Origin of the sequence: Pseudomonas sp. GM78, assembly GCF_000282475.1 — a bacterium.
GTDB lineage: Bacteria > Pseudomonadota > Gammaproteobacteria > Pseudomonadales > Pseudomonadaceae > Aquipseudomonas.
The window spans coordinates 129,295-149,131 of record NZ_AKJF01000056.1; the positions used below are offsets into that span (position 1 = coordinate 129,295).

The window sequence follows — 19,837 nt, forward strand, 5'->3', positions numbered from 1 at the left end:
CGCTAGCCCTTTGATTACAGGCGATTAAGGATTATCCATGGGTCAATTAACAAGGTTATTCGTCATAAGCCGTGCATTTTTTATGGTCTTTCTGATCAGCGGCACTGCTATGGGTGAAACTTCGCCGATCGTGCCGGTATCTCCGGCGCCAGTGAGTGTGCTCGGTGCCGCACCCGATGACGAAATTGGCCAGGCGATCGAGGCGCAGCTCGAACCCTTGCAATCGGCATTCCCTCCGCTGCTGACCTCGCGTAAACATCAACGGGTGGATGTCACCCGGGTGGTTCTGGATTTCTATTCACACCGTAATTTCCGCGCCGCCTGGACCAACGGGCGCGATGTCGGCCAATTGCTCAAGGGCCTGGATGGCACCCAGGCCGATGGCCTGGTGCCTGAGGATTACCGGGCTGGCGAACTGGCCCAGGCGCAACTGGCGTTGCAGGCAACGGCGCCGACTCCGGCGCAATGGGCGGCTTTCGATCTCGCGGCCACGCGCACGTACATCACGGCGCTGCTGCAGTTGCGGCGCGGCAAGGTTGATCCGGCACGCCTGGATTTTCATTGGAACTTCGAACCCGAGGGCGTCGATCCCCGCGAGGACGTGAATAGCTTCTTTACCGCCCTGGATGATCACGACGTCGATCGGGCTTTCGCCCAGGCGCCGCCCCAGGAGGCGGTTTATCGCAGCCTGCGTGAGAGCCTTGCGCAATTGCGCAAGGTGCGCGATGCCGGCGGCTGGCCGAAAGTCGCCGAGGGACAGTCCCTCAAGCCCGGCATGGACAATGCCGCGGTCAGGCAATTACGCGCGCGCCTGGTGGCGGCCGGGTACCTGGACCCCCACAAGTCCAAGCGTACCGATTACGACGACAGTGTCATTGCCGCGGTGAAGAAGTATCAGCTCGAACAATACCTCGGCGCCGATGGCGTGGCGGGCGCTGGGACACTGGCGGCATTGAACGTGCCTGTCGAGGCGCGAATCGACCAGGTGCGAGTGAACATGGAGCGGGCGCGCTGGTTGCTTTATAAGCTGCAAGGCACGTTTGTGATCGTCGATATCGCTGGCTACAAGGTCGCCCTGTACCGCGACGGCCAGCCGATCTGGCGTTCCCGGGTGCAGGTCGGCAAGCCGTTTCGCAGCACGCCGGTGTTCCAGTCCGAAATCACCTATGTCACGTTCAACCCCACCTGGACTGTGCCGCCGACGATTCTCGTCAAGGATATGCTGCCCAAGATCCAGCAGAATCCGGGCTACCTCGCGGCCAACCGGATTCGCGCTCTGGATCGGGAAGGCAACACGCTGGATCCGTCGACCGTCGACTGGTCCAATGCGCGCGGCATCACGTTGCGCCAGGACGCCGGCCCGGAAAACTCGCTCGGGCAGGTGGTCATCCGGTTCCCCAACGACTATGCGATCTACCTCCACGACACCCCGCATCGCGAGCTGTTCGCCAAATCCATGCGTGCCACCAGTTCCGGCTGCATCCGGGTGGAGAACCCGTTGCAGCTTGTGGAACTGCTGTTCAACGACCCTGTGCGCTGGAACGCGGCGGGTATTCAAAAGCAGCTGGCCAATGGCAAGACCCAAAACATCAAGCTGCCGGTCAAGGTGCCTGTGCTGCTGGCCTATTGGACCGTAGACCTGAATAATGACGGACGGGTAACGTTCAAACCGGACGTTTACGGTTACGATTCCCCGGTGCTGCGACTCTTGAACCAGCCTTCCAAGTTGCCCGCGTTGGAGTTGCAACGTGCAGAGTCATCACTGGTCGTGACAGGTCAAGACAAGTTGTAGTCATGGCGCCTTATCGGCAAGCCAGGTCGAGGGAATGCATTGAAACCATGGACATGAAAGCGGGTCGCAGTTGATCAAATTAACAGGGATAGGGACATTGATGATGGATGTTGCCGACAAAAAAACGACACTCATTACGGGGGCGCTTCGGGTGCACGACCTGGATGAGTGTCGCAACATTCAAAAGGGGCCAGTGTTTATCGTGGCCTCGGGTGCATCGGCCAAAGACTTCCCGTTGCACAAGTATGTCGACGTTCCAATGATCACCATGAACGGCGCCATTTCGAAATTCACCGGGACGGGCATCAAGCCGTACTTTTATGTCTGCACCGACCAGGGTTTTTCCGAACAGCAGCCGCAGCTGTTCACCGAGGCCATGCGCATCAGCGAGCGGGTTGCGCTGTTGGAAAACCATGTCTGGCACACCTCGCTGAAGCCTGAGGGCAAGCTGTACTTGTTGAGCCGGGCACCCAGGTTGTTGTGGAGTGATTTTTTCAGGACCGACAAAGACCTTGTCAGGGTCCGCAAGCTGGGCAGTAGCCGGAATAAGACCCTGGGTTTCAGCAAGAACCTCAAGCGTGGTTTTTTTGACGCTCGTACCGTCGCCTACCTGGCTTTGCAGCTTGCCTACCACCTGGGGTTCAACCGGGTGTTCCTGGTGGGCGTGGACCTGAACCCGACAGCCGGGCGCTTCTATGAAGGACCAGGCGGGTTCGTTTCTCCCTGCGCGCTCGATGATCATTTTGAGACGAGGATCCTGCCGTCGTTCGAGATCCTGTCCAAGCAAGTCGTGAACGAGGATTTTCAGGTCTACAACCTGTCCGACGTCTCGAAAATTCCAGCGCGACTGATTCCCCGCATAACCCTGGCAGAACTCGACAGGTTGCTCTGAATCGTTCGTTTGCACGGCATTAATCATTTCGAATCACTCTCGTGGTGCGAAAGCGTCCGTGGCTGTGCCAAAGTACCGGCTTTTTTCGACCGGCCCATCGTCGCTCGATGAAATTGGCGGTCAAGCCCGCCCGCAGGAGCGTGCCGATGAACAGACTTAACGCCGTGGTCGCGCTGATCGTGCTGACGTTCGCCAACGTCGGCCCGAGCAGCGCCCGGGATTCAGGAAGCACCAGGCCGCAATCCGTGGCGGGGGTGTTCGACTACTACCTGTTGGCGCTGTCCTGGTCGCCCACCTACTGCCTGACCCATCGTGACGATGCACAATGTTCCGGCAAAGGCTATGGCTTTGTGCTTCACGGACTCTGGCCACAATACGCCCAGGGTGGTTGGCCAAAGTCCTGCGCGCCGAGGGTAAAACTCTCGCCGCAGGAGCGGGCGAAGGGCTTGATGCTGTTCCCGTCGCAGAAGCTGCTCGAGCACGAATGGGCCAAGCACGGCACTTGCAGCGGCCTCGGCGCCATCGGTTATCTGGAGGCTTCCGACAAGGCCTTGGGCGCGGTCAGGATTCCCGAGCAACTGCAACCGTTGAGCAGCACGCATTATTTTTCAGCCCGGGATATTACGCAGATGTTCCGCCAGAGCAATCCGGGGATGGCGGATGATGGCATTGTGGTGATCTGCAACGGGCCGCAGCTGTCCGAGGTTCGGGTCTGCATGGACAAGAACCTGGCGTTTGCCTCCTGCGGCAAAGGCGTGAAGACACAATGCCGTGCCGGGGAAATCCGGGTTCCGCCTTTGCGGTGATCAACCGAGCGCCAATCCTGCCTGTACTACCGACAGCAGATTGTTTTCAGTCAGCGCCACCGCATCCGGTCGCGGTGCGGCTTGCTCGATCGCTTGTAGCCACCAATGTGTTGCGCCGTGTTCGTCCACGGTGCGCAGCAGGGCCAGTTCATTGTCACTGGAGTGAATTTCGACACGTCCCTCGCCATCCGCCGTGAAGCGTTCAACGGGGTCGAACGTGATGCTGTGGTGATTGCCGGTGATCACCAGTTGGTCGATGGCATAGTCGAAGGTGTCACCCTGCGGGTGGCTCTCGAACACGTGAGTGGGGTTGCGCCGCAGGACCAGGCCAGCCCCGGTCAATGGCTGCAACCAGGCCTCGATCCGGTGATACAGCTCGTTGACCTGGTCCGGCCAGCTGTCGATCGCCTGATCAATAAGGCTGGTAGACCGGGTCTGTTTCAGTTTTGCGGCCAGATCGTCTGCCTTGCTCATTTCATTTCCCTGTCATGGTGTAACACTTATCGTAGCTTCTTGAGGGTGATGTGGCTGTTGTCCTGCGTCATGGCGCTGACGATTCCCCCGGGTGCGGGGCAATCATTTGGCATCTGTTGCGCTTTTTACGTGGGTAACACCGTAAACTTGGCGCCCAAAACCAGGGGGCATGAGGTGTCGCTCGTGCCTTGTCCTTTCAGGGAGCGCTTTTTGCCAACACGCCTTGATGACCTGTACCACGCCCAGGGCGTTGCCTTGAAACGCATACCGCTGCGCAAGGCCGCGGTGTTGTTTATCGGCACGGTGTGCCTGTGCCTGTGCGCCTTGCTTTGCTTGCAACTGGAACAATCCCGGCGCCATGACTTGAGCCAGGCCCAGGTCGCTTCGTCGAACCTGACGCGGGCCATGGCACAACAGGCACAAGACACCTTCATGCAAGCCGATCTGGTGCTGACCAGTCTGGTGGACTGGATTCAGGCCGACGGATCCGGCTCGGCCCAGCGTCCGCGCTTGCAGAAAACCTTCGCCCGGCGGGTGCAGGTGCTGGGGCAATTGCACGGCATCCTGTTGTTCGACCAGAAGGGCCAGTGGGTCGTCACCTCGTTTGAAGCACTGCCTCGCGGGAACGGCGTGGCGGATCGCGAATACTTCAAGTTTCACCAGCAGAACGTCTCAACCGTTGCGCACATCGGCCCGGCCATCCGCAGTCGGGAAAATGGCGAATGGATCATTCCGATCTCCAGGCGGGTCAATGACAGGAATGGCCAGTTCCAGGGGGTGTTGCTGGCCGGGATCAAGATGTCGTACTTCGAGCAGTTCTTCAAAAGCTTCAGCATCGACGACAACGGCGCGATGTTCCTGGCATTGACCGATGGCACGTTGCTGGCCCGTCGGCCCTATGTGCAGGCGCAGATCGGTACGTCATTGGCCAAGGGGGAAATCTTTCAGAACCTGCTGCCCCGGGCGACTTCCGGCAACGCGATGTTCGCCTCCGAGATGGACTCGATTGTCCGCCTGCATGGCTATCGGCAGTTGGAGGCCTACCCGCTGGTGGTCTCGGCGGCATCGTCCCGGGACTCGATCCTGGCGGACTGGTACGACACGGCGTTTCGCTCCAGCGCCATCGTCGTGCTGGTCATGCTGGGTATCGGGCTGATCGGCTGGGTGTTCATCCGTCAGGTGCGTGTGGGTGAACAGGTCGAGGCGGATTTGCGCCAGGCTCAGCAAGCGCTGGAGCTGATTGCCACCCACGACAGCCTGACCGGCCTGGCCAATCGCCGGTTGTTCGAGCGGGCCCTCGATATCGAATTCGGGCGCGGCGCCCGGCAGCACAGCCCGCTGAGCCTGATCATGCTCGATATCGATTTTTTCAAGCGTTACAACGACACCTACGGTCACGTGGTGGGTGATCACTGTCTGGCCGAGGTGGCACGCGCCATCAAAAGTTGTTGCCATCGCAAGGCCGATCTGGCGGTGCGATACGGTGGCGAAGAGTTTGCAGTGTTGCTACCTGACACCGATATCCAGGGCGCCATGAACCTTGCCGAACAGATTCGCCGCGCCGTCATGGGCAAGAACATCAGCCATACGGGTTCGCCCAGCGGATACGTGACTGTCAGCCTCGGTTGCTATTCGTTCGTGCCGACGGGGCGCGACAGCATGGAAGTGTTCATCCAGCGCGCGGATGCGGCGCTGTATCAGGCCAAGCATTCGGGCAGGAACCGTTCGGCGACATTGTCGATGGAAGGCGTGGCCGAGGCACTGATGCGATCGGATCGTTGACGCCGCGGTGCGACTGCCGATAGCCGATTGTCTGCCTGTCAGAACTTGTCCAATTGATCGTCTAGAGTTCCGATAGCTCTGCCGGTCCCGGCAGATCTCCCCATCGCACGGACGGTCGCCACTATGTCGATAACCCAAGCTTTGACCTCCATTGCCCTTATCGTTGTGTCCAGCGCGGTGTTTCCGCTGGTCAGTCAGGCGCAATCGAAAATAACCGCCCAAGAAGCGCATGCCATTGGCGTGGATGCCTACGTTTACTTTTACCCGCTGTTGACCATGGACATCACCCGCAAGCAATTTACCAACATCGAGCCGGGCAAGGAGTTCGGCAAAGGCCCGATGAACATGTTCGTGAGTGTGCCTGAGTACCCGCCTGCGAGTTTCAAAGGCGTGGTGCGGTCCAATTTTGACACGTTGTATTCCATCGCCTGGCTCGACCTGACCAAGGAACCGCTGGTCATCGCCGCGCCGGACACCGCCGGGCGCTTCTACTTGCTGCCGATGCTCGACATGTGGAGTGACGTGTTCGCATCGCTGGGCTGGCGCACCACGGGAACCGGCGCCGCGCAGTTCCTGGTGACGCCACCGGGCTGGACCGGCACCGTGCCCGCGGGACTGAACCATCTGCCGGCGCCGACGCCCTTTGTCTGGGTGATCGGGCGAACCAAGACCGATGGCTCGGCGGACTACGCGGCGGTGCACAAGATCCAGGCCGGCTATACCGTGACGCCGTTGTCCCGGCTGGGCAAGGGCGCCGAGCCGGTCGCTGTCAAGATCGACCCGGCCGTGGACATGACGACCCCACCGAAAATCCAGGTCGACACGATGTCGGCGGCCGACTACTTCGCCTATGCCGCCGAACTGCTCAAGGTGCATCCGGCCCACAGCACCGATCAGCCGCTGCTGGCGCAGATCAAGCGCATCGGCATCGAGCCGGGCAAGTCGTTCAGCATGGATGCCCTTGACCCTGAAGTAAGGGCAGCCCTGGAGACTGCGCCCAAGGACGCGCAAGCACTGATGACGTGGAAGGTGCCGACCCTTGCACGCGTGGTCAACGGCTGGTCGATGAACACCGACACCATGGGCGTCTACGGCAACTACTACCTCAAGCGCGCGATCGTGGCGCAGGTGGGGCTCGGCGCCAACTTGCCCGAAGACGCGATTTATCCGTTGAATATCGGCGATGCAGACGGCAAGCCCCTCGATGGTGCGCACAAGTACGTGCTGCATTTCCCCAAGGATGAGGCGCCTCCGGTGAACGCCTTCTGGTCGATCACGCTGTACGACCCCGAAGGTTTCCAGGTGGGCAACGGGCTCAACCGTTTCGCGGTCAGCAGCTGGATGCCGTTCAAGAGCAACGCCGACGGTTCGCTGGACATCTACTTCCAGAATGAAAGCCCCGGCAAGGAGCTGGAAGCCAATTGGCTACCGGCGCCCAAAGGACCGTTCAACCTGACCATGCGCTTGTACGGTCCGAAGGCCGAGGCATTGAACGGCAAGTGGAATCCGCCGGCGGTCAAGCAGATGTAGGTGCGGGCAATCGAGGCAGCCGACGATTGGACGTCATCGGCTGCATTGCCGGCAGGGTTCACCTGGTTACAGGTAACCTTTCCCAATACATGCGTTCGAGCGTATGGAAGCGCTGCATTTTATGATCTGCGGTTCACATGGATCGTTTGTTGCGGGTGTGATTCTGATGCGCGTGACAGGGATATTTTATTTAAAGGATTAAGCAGTATGAGTCGTATGCAGTTTTACATAGCCAAGACAAAGACAGATCGCAACAGCGGAAATATTCTCGCTGTTTTTGCCTGTGGGAGAGACGAAGCCCAATGGTGTTGGGTGCCCGTGGAGTTTGTGGTGCAGTTGATCAATCAGGGGGTGCCGTTCAATACACTGTTGAAGAGAAGTGACAATGATTATGTGAAGGGGGCCAGGATCGAAGTACATGACGAGTTTTTTTTACGAACAGTCGTCAATAATACCCCCGGAGATAGCCTGGAAAGTCTGCCGACAATCGTCGAATGAGTCTAATGCACTGATGTTGCAAGCAGCCGACGGTGGATCATCATCGGCTGCCTTTACGCGTTCAGCTGCCTGTCCCGCCGCCAGCCCCGCCGGTCCCACCGCCGGCTGCCCCGGTGCCGCCTCCGGCACCAGAGCCGCTGTTGCTGCCCGCACTTCCACTTGAAGAACCGGTTGCACCGCCGTCACCGGCGTTGCCGCCCGAGGGCGAGCTCGGCGTGTTGTCCGGTGGCATGACTGGGCCGCTGGTTGCACCGGATTTAGTGCCTGCCTCATCAGCATCATCGCCGGAGGCGGCGAAGGTGGTCAGGGAGGCCGAGCACAGCAATCCAGCGAGAAGCAGCGAAATGATTCTGGTGTTCATCATGGTCCGTCTCCAAAAGATGAGTCGTTACCTGAAATTGGTGTGAAGGGCAGGGCGGTTGGTGCCAGCTGGATGACGAGTGGCAGGCTACAGTGGAGCGAACACCTGGCAGGCGGCGCGGTCACACCCAAGAGGCTCAGCCAGGCGGGACGGTAGTCATGAAAAAGCTGCGAATCGCGACGTTCAACGTCAACGGCATGCGCGCCCGCCTGCCAAATCTGTTGGACTGGCTTGAACGTGAGCAACCGGACATCGCCTGCCTTCAGGAGCTCAAGTCGGTCGACAGTGCGTTTCCCGCCGCGCAGCTTGAGGCCGTCGGCTATGGGGCGATCTGGCAGGGGCAAGCGTCGTGGAACGGGGTGGCGATCCTGGCGCGGGATGCGCAGCCGCTGGAAAGCCGCCGAGGCCTGCCGGGCGATGCCGACGATAGTCACAGCCGGTACCTGGAAGCGGCCGTGCACGGGATTGTGGTGGGTTGCCTGTACTTGCCCAACGGCAACCCGCAACCGGGGCCGAAGTTCGATTACAAACTGGCCTGGTTCGAGCGCCTGATACGCTACGCGCAGGCGTTGCAGGGCAGTGAACATCCGGTGGTGCTGGCGGGTGACTACAACGTGGTTCCCACCGACCTCGACATCTATAACCCGCGCTCCTGGCTCAAGGATGCCTTGCTGCAACCCGAGAGCCGCGAGTGTTACCAGCGTCTGCTGGATCAGGGCTGGACCGATGCCGTGCGTCATTTGTATCCGCACGAGCGGGTCTACACCTTCTGGGACTACTTTCGCCAGCACTGGCAGAAGAACTCCGGGTTACGCATCGATCACCTGTTGATCAACCCGACCTTGAGTCCTTACCTGGAGGAGGCCGGTGTCGATGCCTGGGTGCGCAACGAACCCCATGCCAGCGATCATGCGCCCACCTGGATTCAATTGGGCTCGCGCAAGCGCCGTTGATTGTTCTTGCCGGTCGATTGGCTAAATCAATTGTCGGCCGTGCCCCTTCATCCCTTATACATAGCGTCCACAGCTTGCGTGCATAAGGATCAAGCGATGAGCGAGCCACGTCTGACAAACCCTGCTTCCTACCTGCAACGCCTGGGATTCGAAGCGCCCCCGGCGCCGACGCTTGAAACCTTGCGCCTGCTTCAATTGCGTCACACCGGTGCCTTTGCGTTTGAAAACCTCACCACCTTGGCGGGCGAGCCGGTGCACATCGACTTGGCGTCGATCGAGCAAAAGGTCCTGCGGGATGGGCGCGGCGGTTACTGCTACGAACTCAACTATCTGTTTCTGACCTTGCTCCAGGCGCTCGGCTTCGACGCGCGGGGCATCAGCGGGCGCGTGGTCATGGGCCAGCCGGAGGGCGCCTGGACCGCGCGTACGCACCGCTTGAGCCTGGTGACGCTCGATGGTGTGCGCTACATCACTGACGTCGGCTTTGGCGGCATGGTGCCCACCACACCGCTGTTGCTCGACAGCCTTGATGAGCAATTGACTCCGCATGAGCCGTATCGTATCGAGCAGCATGCCGACGGCTACACCCTTCGCGCCAAGGTCGCGAAAGAATGGCGCCCAATGTACATCTTCGACCTGCAGCGCCAGGAGGACATCGATTACACCGTCGGCAACTGGTATGTCTCAACCCACCCCGAATCATCGTTCGTTAAACAACTGATGGTGGCCCGAACCGGGGAAGGGTGGCGACGTACCCTTAATAACGGCAGTTTTGCGGTACATCACATGGGGCAGGACAGTGAACGCCGGCAAGTGGCGGATGTAGAGGAGTTGATCGGCGTACTGGAGAGCGAGTTCGATATTCGCGTGCCCATGCATCCGACGTTGATGCGCACACTTGAACGATTGATAGCGCTGCAATAGGCGGTTCATCGTGCACACAATAACGGTGCGGATTGGATCGGCCTGCCCCTTTTCCGTGCCTGATCACGGCCGGGCTTCGGGCTCCATCACCCGCTGAATTTCGCTGAGGGCTTGCGCGAGCTTTTTTTCCAGGCTTTTCAACTCAGAGGCGGTGATCCCCTTTTTCAGGTGCCTGGCCGTACTGCTCTCTGCTTTGTCATGCCCGGTCAGCAACGCCCGACGCAGGGTGTTGTTGATCGCGGTCTGGTAACCGTAGCCCTCACTCTCTGCGAGCGCGCGTGCCGCCTCAATGACGACGTCATCGAGCATGATGGTGATGCGTGTCTTGCCTTTGCCGGGGGCGATTGCCCCGCGCCTGGCATGGCTGAAGTCGTACTCGTCTTTCATTGGTCAAACCTCCAGATACTGACGGCGCTCGTTCTTGCTGGCGAGGCGCGCGGAAATGATTCGAACGAAATTCGGGTCACGGTAGGTGTACGCCACGACCAGCAAACGACCTTTGCCGTCCAGCCCCATGATGATCCAGCGTTGTTCATCATGGTGATCATCCTCAAGGGTCAGTGCCCGTTCATCATGGAACACTGGCTCCGTCTCAGCGAGGCTGATGCCCAGATGCTTGAGTTTGTTGGCTGCGTTCTTGGCCTTGTGGTATTGAATTTCGAATGGCTTCATTATGCATACTTTATATGTATATGGAAGACGGCGATCACTACCGGTGGTCACCAGGAATTCAAAAGACTAGTGGGCGCGGGAGAATGGGGCGGGCGGATGTATTGCAGGGTTTTTTTCAAGGTTGAGCGCGGTGGCACACAGTCTGCATGAACGACCGTTCATAATTTGACTGGCAAGTTGTATACAACTCTATAGACATTTGTCCTAGATCTTGAATACAGTGTGCGCATAACAAAAACCAGGGAACCCCCTAACATGAAAACGCCCCATGTTTCACACCAACGGCCTGAAGATGAAAATCTCGGGATCGGCGCGAATATGGCTTACGGCCTGCAACATGTTCTGACCATGTACGGTGGCATCGTCGCGGTGCCTTTGATCATTGGTCAGGCCGCCGGGCTGTCGCCGGCGGACATCGGTTTGTTGATTGCTGCTTCATTGTTTGCGGGGGGGCTGGCCACGTTGCTGCAAACCCTGGGTCTACCGTTTTTCGGTTGTCAGTTGCCGCTGGTACAGGGCGTGTCGTTTTCCGGCGTCGCAACCATGGTGGCGATTGTCAGCAGCGGTGGTGAGGGCGGGTTCCAGTCGATCCTGGGGGCGGTGATAGCCGCATCCCTGATCGGGTTGCTGATCACGCCGGTGTTCTCGCGAATCACCAAGTTCTTCCCGCCGCTGGTCACGGGCATCGTGATCACCACCATCGGCCTGACGCTGATGCCGGTGGCGGCACGCTGGGCCATGGGGGGCAACAGTCACGCCCCTGACTTTGGCAGTATGGCCAACATCGGCCTGGCAGCGGTGACGCTGGTGCTGGTGCTGTTGTTGAGCAAGATCGGCAGTGCCACCATCTCCCGGTTGTCGATCCTGTTGGCGATGGTCATCGGTACGCTGATCGCGGTGTTCCTCGGCATGGCGGATTTCTCGTCCGTCGGCCAGGGGCCGATGTTCGGTTTCCCGACACCTTTCCACTTTGGCATGCCGACCTTCCACTTCGCGGCGATCCTGTCGATGTGCATCGTGGTCATGGTGACCCTGGTGGAGACTTCGGCCGATATCCTGGCCGTGGGTGAAATCATCGACACCAAGGTCGACTCCAAGCGCCTGGGCAATGGTCTGCGCGCGGACATGCTGTCGAGCATGATCGCACCGATCTTCGGGTCCTTCACCCAAAGTGCCTTCGCCCAGAACGTCGGGCTGGTGGCGGTGACCGGCATCAAGAGCCGTTATGTAGTGGCCACCGGCGGCCTGTTCCTGGTGATCCTCGGCCTGCTGCCGTTCATGGGGCGTGTGATCGCCGCCGTACCGACCTCCGTCCTCGGCGGCGCCGGTATCGTGCTGTTCGGCACTGTCGCCGCCAGCGGCATTCGCACGCTGTCCAAGGTCGACTACCGCAACAACGTCAACCTGATCATCGTCGCGACCTCCATCGGTTTCGGCATGATCCCGATTGCCGCGCCGAACTTCTACGACCACTTCCCAAGCTGGTTCGCCACGATCTTCCATTCGGGCATCAGCTCCTCGGCAATCATGGCCATCGTGCTCAACCTGACCTTCAACCACCTCACCGCCGGTAACTCCGACCAGCAGTCGGTGTTTGCAGCGGGTACCGAGCGGGTACTGCGCTATCAGGACCTGGCGGCGTTGCGCGAAGGGGATTACTTCAGCGACGGCAAGTTGCACGACTGTGATGGCAAGGAGATCCCGGTGGTGGAGTCGGCGCACGGGACGGTCGACCCGCGGCCGGTGCTGGCTAAAAGCAGCGAGCATGTCTGACCTGCATCGCGGATGAAAAAAAGCCGATCTGTTGAATAGACAGATCGGCTTTTTCTTTGCGGATAAAAAGATTGCAGCCTTTTGTATCGAGCACAAAAAAGCCCCTGAATCTTTCGATTCAGGGGCTTTTCGATATTGCTGTCTGGCTCCACGACCTGGACTCGAACCAGGGACCCAGTGATTAACAGTCACTTGCTCTACCAACTGAGCTATCGCGGAATGGCGCCTATGTTACTGATTCAAAAAGAGAAGTCAAGTGTTTTAGAGTAAAATGAGGGTTTCATCGGGACGGACGGCGGTTTATCGCTGATTGGCGGTTACCGGAATCGCTGGCGGGGGCTAACATGGCTGCCCGGAAGTGGTTTCACGCGCTGCCGGCCATTCGCCGATAAGGTACGTGCCATGACTTGCTTGACCGCCACAAAACCTCGATACAACGGGGTATTCCCATGAGCATCGCGCAAATCAGCCTGCCCAAGGGCGTCGGCCCGCACGCCGAAAAACTGTTCGATGCAATCACCCAGGCCAGCAACGCCGATGAGTTGAACCGTGCAGGGGGTAAGGCCGAGGGTTTTGTCCTGGGCCTGGAAAGCACCAAGGCGATCAAGAGCCAGGTCGCTGAATCGCTGTATGTCGCCTATGACGATGCCGCCAGCCAGCGCGCGGCCGAACTGGCTTAACCGCCGAAGGTAATGGTGCCAAGCATCAGCTTGGCGTAGAGCGCCGTGGCACCCAGTTGTACCAGCCACAGGGCCAGGCCGCCGAGAAACACGCCGGCAGCGACTTGCATCACCAGGTTGTTGCCGCCTCGTTTGGCCGGGGCGCGGGGGATGAAATCATCCAGGTCGTCGCGATCATCGCGGTCAGCGCGTAGGTCATCGATTTTCATATCAGTTCTCGCAGTGGTTCTCGGGTGCACACAAAACCTGTGGGAGCGGCGCCGCCGCTCCCACATTTGAATTGTGTGAAGTTTAGAGGTGTGAGGCTCTGCTTTGAAAATTATCTGCGACAAATAAAAAACGGGAAGCCCGATGGCTTCCCGTTTTTCATGTCAGCAGACGGTTCAGATCACCTGAACAATCGCATCCGTCACAACCTTGATGTTGCTCTGGTTCAGCGCAGCCACGCAGATACGACCGGTGTCCAGGGCGTAGATGCCGAACTCGTTGCGCAGGCGATGCACTTGTTCAACGCTCAGGCCGGAGTACGAGAACATGCCGCACTGACGACCGACGAAGCTGAAATCGCGCTGAGGCGCTTTTTGTGCCAGCAGGTCGACCATCTGGGTGCGCATGCCACGAATGCGCAGGCGCATTTCGGCCAGTTCGGCTTCCCACTGGGCGCGCAGTTCCGGGCTGTTCAGCACTGCAGCGACAACGCTGGCACCGTGAGTCGGCGGGTTGGAGTAGTTGGTGCGGATTACGCGTTTGACTTGCGACAGTACGCGCGCGCTTTCTTCTTTCGATTCGCTGACGATCGACAGGGCGCCAACGCGCTCGCCGTACAGCGAGAACGACTTGGAGAACGAGCTGGAAGCGAAGAAAGTCAGGCCCGACTCAGCAAACAGGCGTACGGCAGCGGCGTCTTCGTCGATGCCATCGCCGAAGCCCTGGTAGGCCATGTCGAGGAACGGTACGTGGCCTTTGGCTTTAACGACTTCCAGGACGTTTTTCCAGTCAGCCGGGCTCAGGTCCACGCCGGTCGGGTTGTGGCAGCAGGCGTGCAGCACAATGATCGAGCCGTTTGGCAGCGCGTTCAGGTCTTCCAGCATGCCGGTACGGTTCACGTCGTGGGTCGCGGCGTCGTAGTAACGGTAGTTCTGCACCGGGAAACCGGCGGTTTCGAACAGTGCGCGGTGGTTTTCCCAGCTCGGGTCGCTGATTGCCACGACGGCGTTCGGCAGCAGTTGCTTGAGGAAGTCGGCACCGATTTTCAGTGCGCCGGTACCGCCGACAGCCTGGGTTGTAACGACGCGGCCGGCAGCGATCAGCGGCGAATCATTGCCGAACAGCAGTTTTTGCACAGCCTGATCGTAGGCGGCGATGCCGTCGATTGGCAGGTAGCCACGGGAAACGTGTTGAGCGGCGCGAATGGTTTCGGCTTCGACAACGGCGCGCAGGAGTGGAATTTTCCCCTCCTCGTTGCAATAAACACCGACTCCCAGGTTGACCTTGTTGGTACGGGTATCGGCGTTGAATGCTTCGTTGAGGCCCAGGATTGGATCGCGTGGTGCCATTTCGACAGCGGAGAACAGGCTCATTTTTGCGGCGGCTCTGAATGGAGAATGGAGGGACGTGTCGCGCTCCAGCCGAATGCACTAGAGCGGTGCACAAACGGGGAGCTAGTATAGAGGCCATCCGCGAGTGATGGCGACAGACGAATCGGCTTTTAAGGTAAGTTTTTTCCATTATTTTTCGACCGTTAGTCGATTGGCGCCGTCAAAGACTTTACCCGTTGTAGGACGTTTGCCTTGAAAGCGCTGGCAATCGGCTCCACATTGAGCGCAATCCAGTTTTTTCCTCGGGCGACATCGGTCGTTTGCGGTCTTTCTCGTTCGTGTCGGTTTTACCGGCAAGAGTGATCCCAGAGGTTTTACATGTCGGAATTCCAGCTAGTCACCCGCTTCGAGCCCGCCGGCGATCAACCGGAAGCCATCCGCCTGATGGTCGAGGGCATCGAGGCCGGGCTGGCGCACCAGACGTTGCTCGGTGTGACCGGTTCAGGCAAGACCTTCAGCATCGCCAACGTGATCGCCCAGGTACAGCGCCCGACTTTGGTGCTGGCGCCCAACAAGACCCTCGCCGCGCAGTTGTACGGTGAGTTCAAGGCGTTCTTCCCGAACAATGCCGTCGAGTACTTCGTTTCCTACTACGACTACTACCAGCCTGAAGCCTACGTGCCGTCTTCGGACACTTTCATCGAGAAAGACGCCTCGATCAACGACCATATCGAGCAGATGCGGCTGTCCGCGACCAAGGCTTTGCTGGAGCGCAAGGACGCGATCATCGTCACCACGGTGTCGTGCATCTACGGCCTGGGCAGCCCGGAAACCTATCTGAAGATGGTTTTGCACGTGGATCGCGGCGACAAGCTCGACCAGCGTGAATTGCTGCGACGCCTGGCCGACCTGCAATACACCCGCAACGACATGGAATTCGCCCGCGCGACGTTCCGTGTGCGCGGCGATGTCATTGATATCCACCCGGCGGAGTCTGATTTTGAAGCGATCCGCATCGAACTCTTCGACGATGAAGTGGAAAGCCTGTCGGCATTCGATCCGCTGACCGGTGAAGTCATTCGCAAGCTGCCGCGCTTCACCTTCTATCCAAAAAGCCACTACGTAACGCCCCGGGAAACACTGATGGGCGCCGTCGAAGGGATCAAGGTCGAGTTGCAGGAACGCCTGGAATACCTGCGCTCCAACAACAAACTGGTAGAGGCCCAGCGTCTGGAGCAGCGCACCCGGTTTGACCTGGAGATGATTCTCGAGCTGGGTTATTGCAACGGCATCGAGAACTATTCGCGCTACCTGTCCGGTCGCGAAGCGGGGGCAGCGCCACCGACCCTCTACGATTACCTGCCGGCCGACGCCTTGCTGGTAATCGACGAATCCCACGTCAGCGTGCCGCAAGTGGGCGCCATGTACAAAGGCGACCGGTCGCGTAAAGAGACGCTGGTGGAATATGGCTTCCGCCTGCCGTCGGCGCTGGACAACCGGCCGATGCGTTTCGACGAGTGGGAAAGCATCAGCCCGCAGACGATTTTTGTCTCGGCGACGCCGGGCAACTACGAGGCCGAACACGCCGGGCGCGTGATTGACATGGTGGTGCGTCCGACCGGGCTGGTAGACCCGCAAATCGAGATCCGCCCGGCACTGACCCAGGTTGACGACTTGCTGTCAGAAATCAGCAAGCGTGTCGCGCTGGAAGAGCGAGTGCTGGTCACCACGCTGACCAAGCGCATGGCCGAGGACTTGACCGACTACCTGGCCGATCACGGCGTGCGCGTACGCTATCTGCACTCGGACATCGACACCGTGGAGCGGGTGGAAATCATCCGCGACTTGCGCCTTGGCACCTTCGATGTGCTGGTGGGGATCAACCTGCTGCGCGAGGGCCTGGACATGCCGGAAGTGTCGCTGGTGGCGATCCTCGATGCCGACAAGGAAGGCTTCCTGCGTTCCGAGCGCTCGCTGATTCAGACCATCGGCCGGGCGGCGCGTAACCTCAATGGCCGGGCGATTCTGTATGCTGACCGGATCACTGGCTCCATGGAGCGCGCGATTGGTGAAACCGAGCGCCGCCGCGACAAGCAGATCGCCTTCAACCTGGCCAACGGCATCACGCCCAAGGGCGTATTCAAGGACGTTGCCGATATCATGGAAGGCGCCACCGTGCCGGGTTCGCGCAGCAAGAAGCGCAAGGGCATGGCCAAGGCCGCCGAGGAAAGCGCCCGCTACGAAGCCGAGCTGCGCTCGCCGGGTGAGATCGCCAAGCGCATCAAGGCGCTGGAAGAGAAAATGTACCAGTTGGCGCGTGACCTGGAATTCGAGGCGGCGGCGCAGATGCGCGACGAGATTGCCAAGTTGCGGGAGCGGTTGATTACCGTCTGATTTGCGGTGCCTGAACTGGCCTCATCGCGGGCAAGCCCGCTCCCACAGGGTCTGTGTTGATCACAAAATGTGAGAACACCCTTAGCCCCCTGTGGGAGCGAGCTTGCTCGCGATGGGGGCGCTGCGGTCTCAATGCGCTTCCCCAGCCTTCAACCCCGCCGGCAATGTCCTGGTCAACAACACCGCCAGCATGCTGATCCCCAGCGCAATCCCGACAAAATGAAACGCATCGTTATAGGCCATGATCGACGCCTGCTGGTGGGCGATCTCGCTGAGCTTGCCCAGCGCCGCCGTTTCGTTGCCCAGGGTGTTGGTCAGCGAGGCCAGGCGCTCGGCCACCTGCGGGTTGCTCGGCACGATCGCCTCGCGCAGGTAATCGAAGTAGGTCTTGGTCCGCGCATCCAGCAGGGTGGCGAGGAGGGCGATGCCGATGGCGCCGCCGAGGTTGCGCAGGATGTTGAACAGGCTCGACGCCGAGCCCGCATCCTGGGGCAGGATGTACGCCGTGGCGATCAGCGAAATGGTGACCATGATCAGCGGCTGGCCCAAGGCGCGAACGATCTGGATCTGGTTGAACTGTGGCCCGGCAAAGTCCGGGTTGAGCACACCGGAGGAAAAACTCGCCAGGCCGAACAGGCCGAAGCCAATCGTGCACAGCCATTTCGGCGAGACCACCTTCATCAACTTGGGCACCAGCGGGATCAGGAACAGCTGCGGCACGCCCATCCACATGATCACTTCGCCGATCTGCAGGGCGTTGTAGTTCTGGATCTGCGCCAGATACAACGGCAACAGGTAGATCGATCCGTACAGCCCGACCCCCATCCCGATGCTGGAAATGCTCGATAGACCGAAGTTGCGGTTGCCCAGGATGCCGAGGTTGATCAGCGGATTGGGCTTGGAAAACTGCACGATCACGAAGGTGATCAGACTGATCAGCGCGATACTGCCCAGGGCCACGATCAGGTCGGATTCGAGCCAGTCCTTGCGATGGCCTTCCTCCAGGAACACCTGCAGGCAGCCCAGGCCGACGCCCAGGGTGACAATCCCGGCGTAGTCGGTGCTTTTCAGCAGTTCCCAGTGGGCTGCTTTCTTTTCCAGGCCGTACATCAGCCCGGCGATCATGAGCAGGCCAGGCGGTATGTTGATGTAGAAAATGTATTCCCAGCCCCAGTTTTCCGTCAGCCAGCCACCGAGCGTCGGGCCGATCGAAGGAGCGAAGGTGGCGGTCATGGCGAACATGGCCATGCCTTTGGCGCGGTGATGCTCGGGGAGTTTGATCAGCGTAAGGGTGAACGCCAACGGAATCAGCGCGCCACCGGTAAATCCCTGAAACGCACGAAAGACGATCATGCTCTCCAGGCTCCAGGCCATGGAGCACAGCAGCGAGGCAACGAGAAAGCCGAGGGACACCCACACCGCCAGGCGTCGCGCCGACAACAGCTGAACCAGCCACGCGGTCAGCGGGATCATGATGATTTCCGCCACCAGGTACGAGGTGGAAATCCACGACCCTTCTTCCAGGGTTGCCGACAGCGCGCCCTGAATGTCCTTGAGCGAGGAGTTGGTGATCTGGATATCGAGCACTGCCATGAAGGCGCCGAGCATCACGCTCATCACCGCGATCCAGTCCCGCCGTGTCGGTTCCCCGACTGGGCGGATCAGCTGATCACCGGCCATCGTCAGGGGTGTCTTTGCTGCTCACTGTGCTGGTGAGATCTTCAGGCGCGTCCTTGATGTTGACCTTGGCGGTCACCGACATGCCCGGGCGGATCTTGCCGCGCAGCGGATTGTCGGCGGCGAAAGTCAGTTTCACCGGGATCCGTTGCACGACTTTGGTGAAGTTGCCCGTGGCGTTGTCCGGCGGCAACAGGCTGAACTGCGCGCCCGAGGCGGCGAACAGGCTGTCGACCCGGGCTTCGATCGGCGTGTCGCCGTAGGCGTCGAAGGTCAGTTCGGCTTTCTGTCCGGGTTGCATGTGGCCAATCTGGGTTTCCTTGAAGTTGGCCTGAATCCAGATGTCTTCATCGGGCACCACCGACAACAGATAGGCGCCGGCCTGCACATATTGGCCATTGCGCGCGGCACGCTGGCCGATCAGGCCGCTGATCGGCGCATGGATTTCACTGCGGGTGAGGTTCAGCTCGGCCTGGGCCAGGTCGGCCCTGGCATTGGCGATCTGTGCGTCGAGGCGTTTGATTTCGGCATTCAGCGCGTTGATTTGCTGACGCTGGCCCTGGGCGTCCGCCTGGGCCTTGAGCAACTGTGAACGGGCAATGTGGTTGTCGGCGGAGAGCGTGGTCACGCGTTCTTCCGAGACATAACCGGGCTTGCGCAAGGTCTCGGCGCGGGTCAGGTCTATCTGTGAACGGCCCAGGCTCGCCTGACTGGACGCCACCTGCGCGTCGCTGGCGGCAATCAGGCTGGCCTGCTGGGTCAGTTTGCTCTGGGCTTGCAGGCGTTCGGCCTGGCGGGTGGCGAGCGTCGCGTTGGCGCGCTCGACCGCGAGGCGGAAGTCATCGCCTTCGAGCCGGATCAGCAACTGGCCTTTCTCGACGTGCTGGTTGTCCTGCACCAGCACCTCATCGATGCGCGCGCCCAACTGGCTCGACACCCGGGTGATCTCGCCCTGGACATAGGCGTTGTCAGTGCTTTCATAAAACCGTCCGTTGAAAAACCAATGGGCGAAAAAGCCCCCGGCGATCAGCAGGACAATCAACAGGAAGATGGACAGGCGACGCTTGAGTTGGGCAGGCATGGGGCAAACT

General features: G+C 59.8%; 19 protein-coding genes and 1 tRNA gene. 11 read left to right on the forward strand and 9 right to left on the reverse strand.

What is annotated here, in order from left to right; translation table 11 throughout:
• The first annotated feature begins 37 nt into the window (after positions 1-37).
• The 3 genes from PMI35_RS25525 (at position 38) to PMI35_RS25515 (ending at position 3,490) form a co-directional block, all read left to right on the forward strand.
• Positions 38-1,792, forward strand: a complete 1,755-nt coding sequence (locus PMI35_RS25525) for a L,D-transpeptidase family protein (RefSeq protein ID WP_008056301.1) — start codon at positions 38-40, stop codon at positions 1,790-1,792.
• Positions 1,793-1,895: 103 nt separating this feature from the next.
• On the forward strand, positions 1,896-2,684 hold the full coding sequence (locus PMI35_RS25520; RefSeq protein WP_032831437.1) for a 6-hydroxymethylpterin diphosphokinase MptE-like protein: 789 nt from the start codon (positions 1,896-1,898) through the stop codon (positions 2,682-2,684).
• Positions 2,685-2,830: 146 nt separating this feature from the next.
• Positions 2,831-3,490 carry a ribonuclease T2 family protein gene (locus tag PMI35_RS25515; RefSeq protein ID WP_008056304.1) on the forward strand — a complete coding sequence of 220 codons (660 nt, stop codon included), beginning with the start codon at positions 2,831-2,833 and terminating at the stop codon, positions 3,488-3,490.
• On the opposite strand, the gene PMI35_RS25510 is transcribed toward PMI35_RS25515, so the two are convergent.
• Entirely contained in the window at positions 3,491-3,964 is a 474-nt protein-coding gene (locus PMI35_RS25510) for a hypothetical protein (RefSeq protein WP_008056306.1), read from the reverse strand. It lies immediately after the preceding gene.
• A gap of 210 nt (positions 3,965-4,174) precedes the next feature.
• Between PMI35_RS25510 and PMI35_RS25505 the strand changes: the two genes are divergently transcribed.
• The 3 genes from PMI35_RS25505 to PMI35_RS25495 all read left to right on the forward strand — a co-directional run bounded on the left by PMI35_RS25505 (position 4,175) and on the right by PMI35_RS25495 (position 7,774).
• Positions 4,175-5,746 (forward strand): sensor domain-containing diguanylate cyclase, encoded by a 1,572-nt coding sequence (locus tag PMI35_RS25505; protein ID WP_032831432.1) that lies wholly within the window; start codon positions 4,175-4,177, stop codon positions 5,744-5,746.
• A gap of 123 nt (positions 5,747-5,869) precedes the next feature.
• Complete coding sequence (locus PMI35_RS25500) at positions 5,870-7,276, forward strand: DUF1254 domain-containing protein (protein WP_008056309.1); 1,407 nt, start codon at positions 5,870-5,872, stop codon at positions 7,274-7,276.
• A 207-nt stretch (positions 7,277-7,483) separates the two neighbouring features.
• The gene (locus PMI35_RS25495; RefSeq protein WP_008056311.1) at positions 7,484-7,774 is read left to right on the forward strand and encodes a hypothetical protein; all 291 of its coding nucleotides are present in this window, start codon (positions 7,484-7,486) and stop codon (positions 7,772-7,774) included.
• A 61-nt stretch (positions 7,775-7,835) separates the two neighbouring features.
• On the opposite strand, the gene PMI35_RS25490 is transcribed toward PMI35_RS25495, so the two are convergent.
• Positions 7,836-8,138, reverse strand: a complete 303-nt coding sequence (locus tag PMI35_RS25490; RefSeq protein ID WP_008056312.1) for a hypothetical protein — start codon at positions 8,136-8,138, stop codon at positions 7,836-7,838.
• A 155-nt stretch (positions 8,139-8,293) separates the two neighbouring features.
• Between PMI35_RS25490 and PMI35_RS25485 the strand changes: the two genes are divergently transcribed.
• Complete coding sequence (locus tag PMI35_RS25485; protein WP_008056313.1) at positions 8,294-9,088, forward strand: exodeoxyribonuclease III; 795 nt, start codon at positions 8,294-8,296, stop codon at positions 9,086-9,088.
• Positions 9,089-9,184: 96 nt separating this feature from the next.
• On the forward strand, positions 9,185-10,012 hold the full coding sequence (locus PMI35_RS25480) for an arylamine N-acetyltransferase family protein (RefSeq protein WP_008056314.1): 828 nt from the start codon (positions 9,185-9,187) through the stop codon (positions 10,010-10,012).
• Positions 10,013-10,075: 63 nt separating this feature from the next.
• Here the strand turns inward: PMI35_RS25480 and PMI35_RS25475 are convergent, their stop codons facing one another.
• Entirely contained in the window at positions 10,076-10,399 is a 324-nt protein-coding gene (locus PMI35_RS25475; RefSeq protein ID WP_008056315.1) for a BrnA antitoxin family protein, read from the reverse strand.
• Between the two features lie 3 nt (positions 10,400-10,402).
• Positions 10,403-10,684 carry a BrnT family toxin gene (locus tag PMI35_RS25470; RefSeq protein ID WP_008056316.1) on the reverse strand — a complete coding sequence of 94 codons (282 nt, stop codon included), beginning with the start codon at positions 10,682-10,684 and terminating at the stop codon, positions 10,403-10,405.
• A 255-nt stretch (positions 10,685-10,939) separates the two neighbouring features.
• On the opposite strand from PMI35_RS25470, the gene PMI35_RS25465 reads away from it, so the two are divergent.
• Entirely contained in the window at positions 10,940-12,457 is a 1,518-nt protein-coding gene (locus PMI35_RS25465; protein ID WP_008056318.1) for a nucleobase:cation symporter-2 family protein, read from the forward strand.
• Positions 12,458-12,600: 143 nt separating this feature from the next.
• On the opposite strand, the gene PMI35_RS25460 is transcribed toward PMI35_RS25465, so the two are convergent.
• Positions 12,601-12,676: transfer RNA gene (locus PMI35_RS25460), tRNA-Asn, on the reverse strand.
• Between the two features lie 230 nt (positions 12,677-12,906).
• Between PMI35_RS25460 and PMI35_RS25455 the strand changes: the two genes are divergently transcribed.
• The gene (locus PMI35_RS25455) at positions 12,907-13,137 is read left to right on the forward strand and encodes a hypothetical protein (protein ID WP_008056320.1); all 231 of its coding nucleotides are present in this window, start codon (positions 12,907-12,909) and stop codon (positions 13,135-13,137) included.
• Here PMI35_RS25455 and PMI35_RS25450 read toward each other — a convergent pair.
• Complete coding sequence (locus PMI35_RS25450; protein WP_008056321.1) at positions 13,134-13,346, reverse strand: hypothetical protein; 213 nt, start codon at positions 13,344-13,346, stop codon at positions 13,134-13,136. The genes PMI35_RS25455 and PMI35_RS25450 overlap by 4 nt on opposite strands.
• A gap of 174 nt (positions 13,347-13,520) precedes the next feature.
• On the reverse strand, positions 13,521-14,717 hold the full coding sequence (locus tag PMI35_RS25445; RefSeq protein WP_008056322.1) for an amino acid aminotransferase: 1,197 nt from the start codon (positions 14,715-14,717) through the stop codon (positions 13,521-13,523).
• A 336-nt stretch (positions 14,718-15,053) separates the two neighbouring features.
• Here PMI35_RS25445 and uvrB point away from each other — a divergent pair, with 336 nt between their 5' ends.
• Positions 15,054-17,069, forward strand: coding sequence for an excinuclease ABC subunit UvrB (gene uvrB / locus PMI35_RS25440; RefSeq protein WP_008056323.1), 2,016 nt, complete (start codon positions 15,054-15,056; stop codon positions 17,067-17,069).
• A gap of 129 nt (positions 17,070-17,198) precedes the next feature.
• Here the strand turns inward: uvrB and PMI35_RS25435 are convergent, their stop codons facing one another.
• Positions 17,199-18,689: an MDR family MFS transporter gene (locus PMI35_RS25435; protein WP_177325068.1), complete on the reverse strand. Its 1,491-nt coding sequence runs from the start codon at positions 18,687-18,689 to the stop codon at positions 17,199-17,201.
• A 49-nt stretch (positions 18,690-18,738) separates the two neighbouring features.
• Entirely contained in the window at positions 18,739-19,827 is a 1,089-nt protein-coding gene (locus PMI35_RS25430; RefSeq protein WP_008056326.1) for an HlyD family secretion protein, read from the reverse strand.
• Positions 19,828-19,837 lie beyond the last annotated feature (10 nt).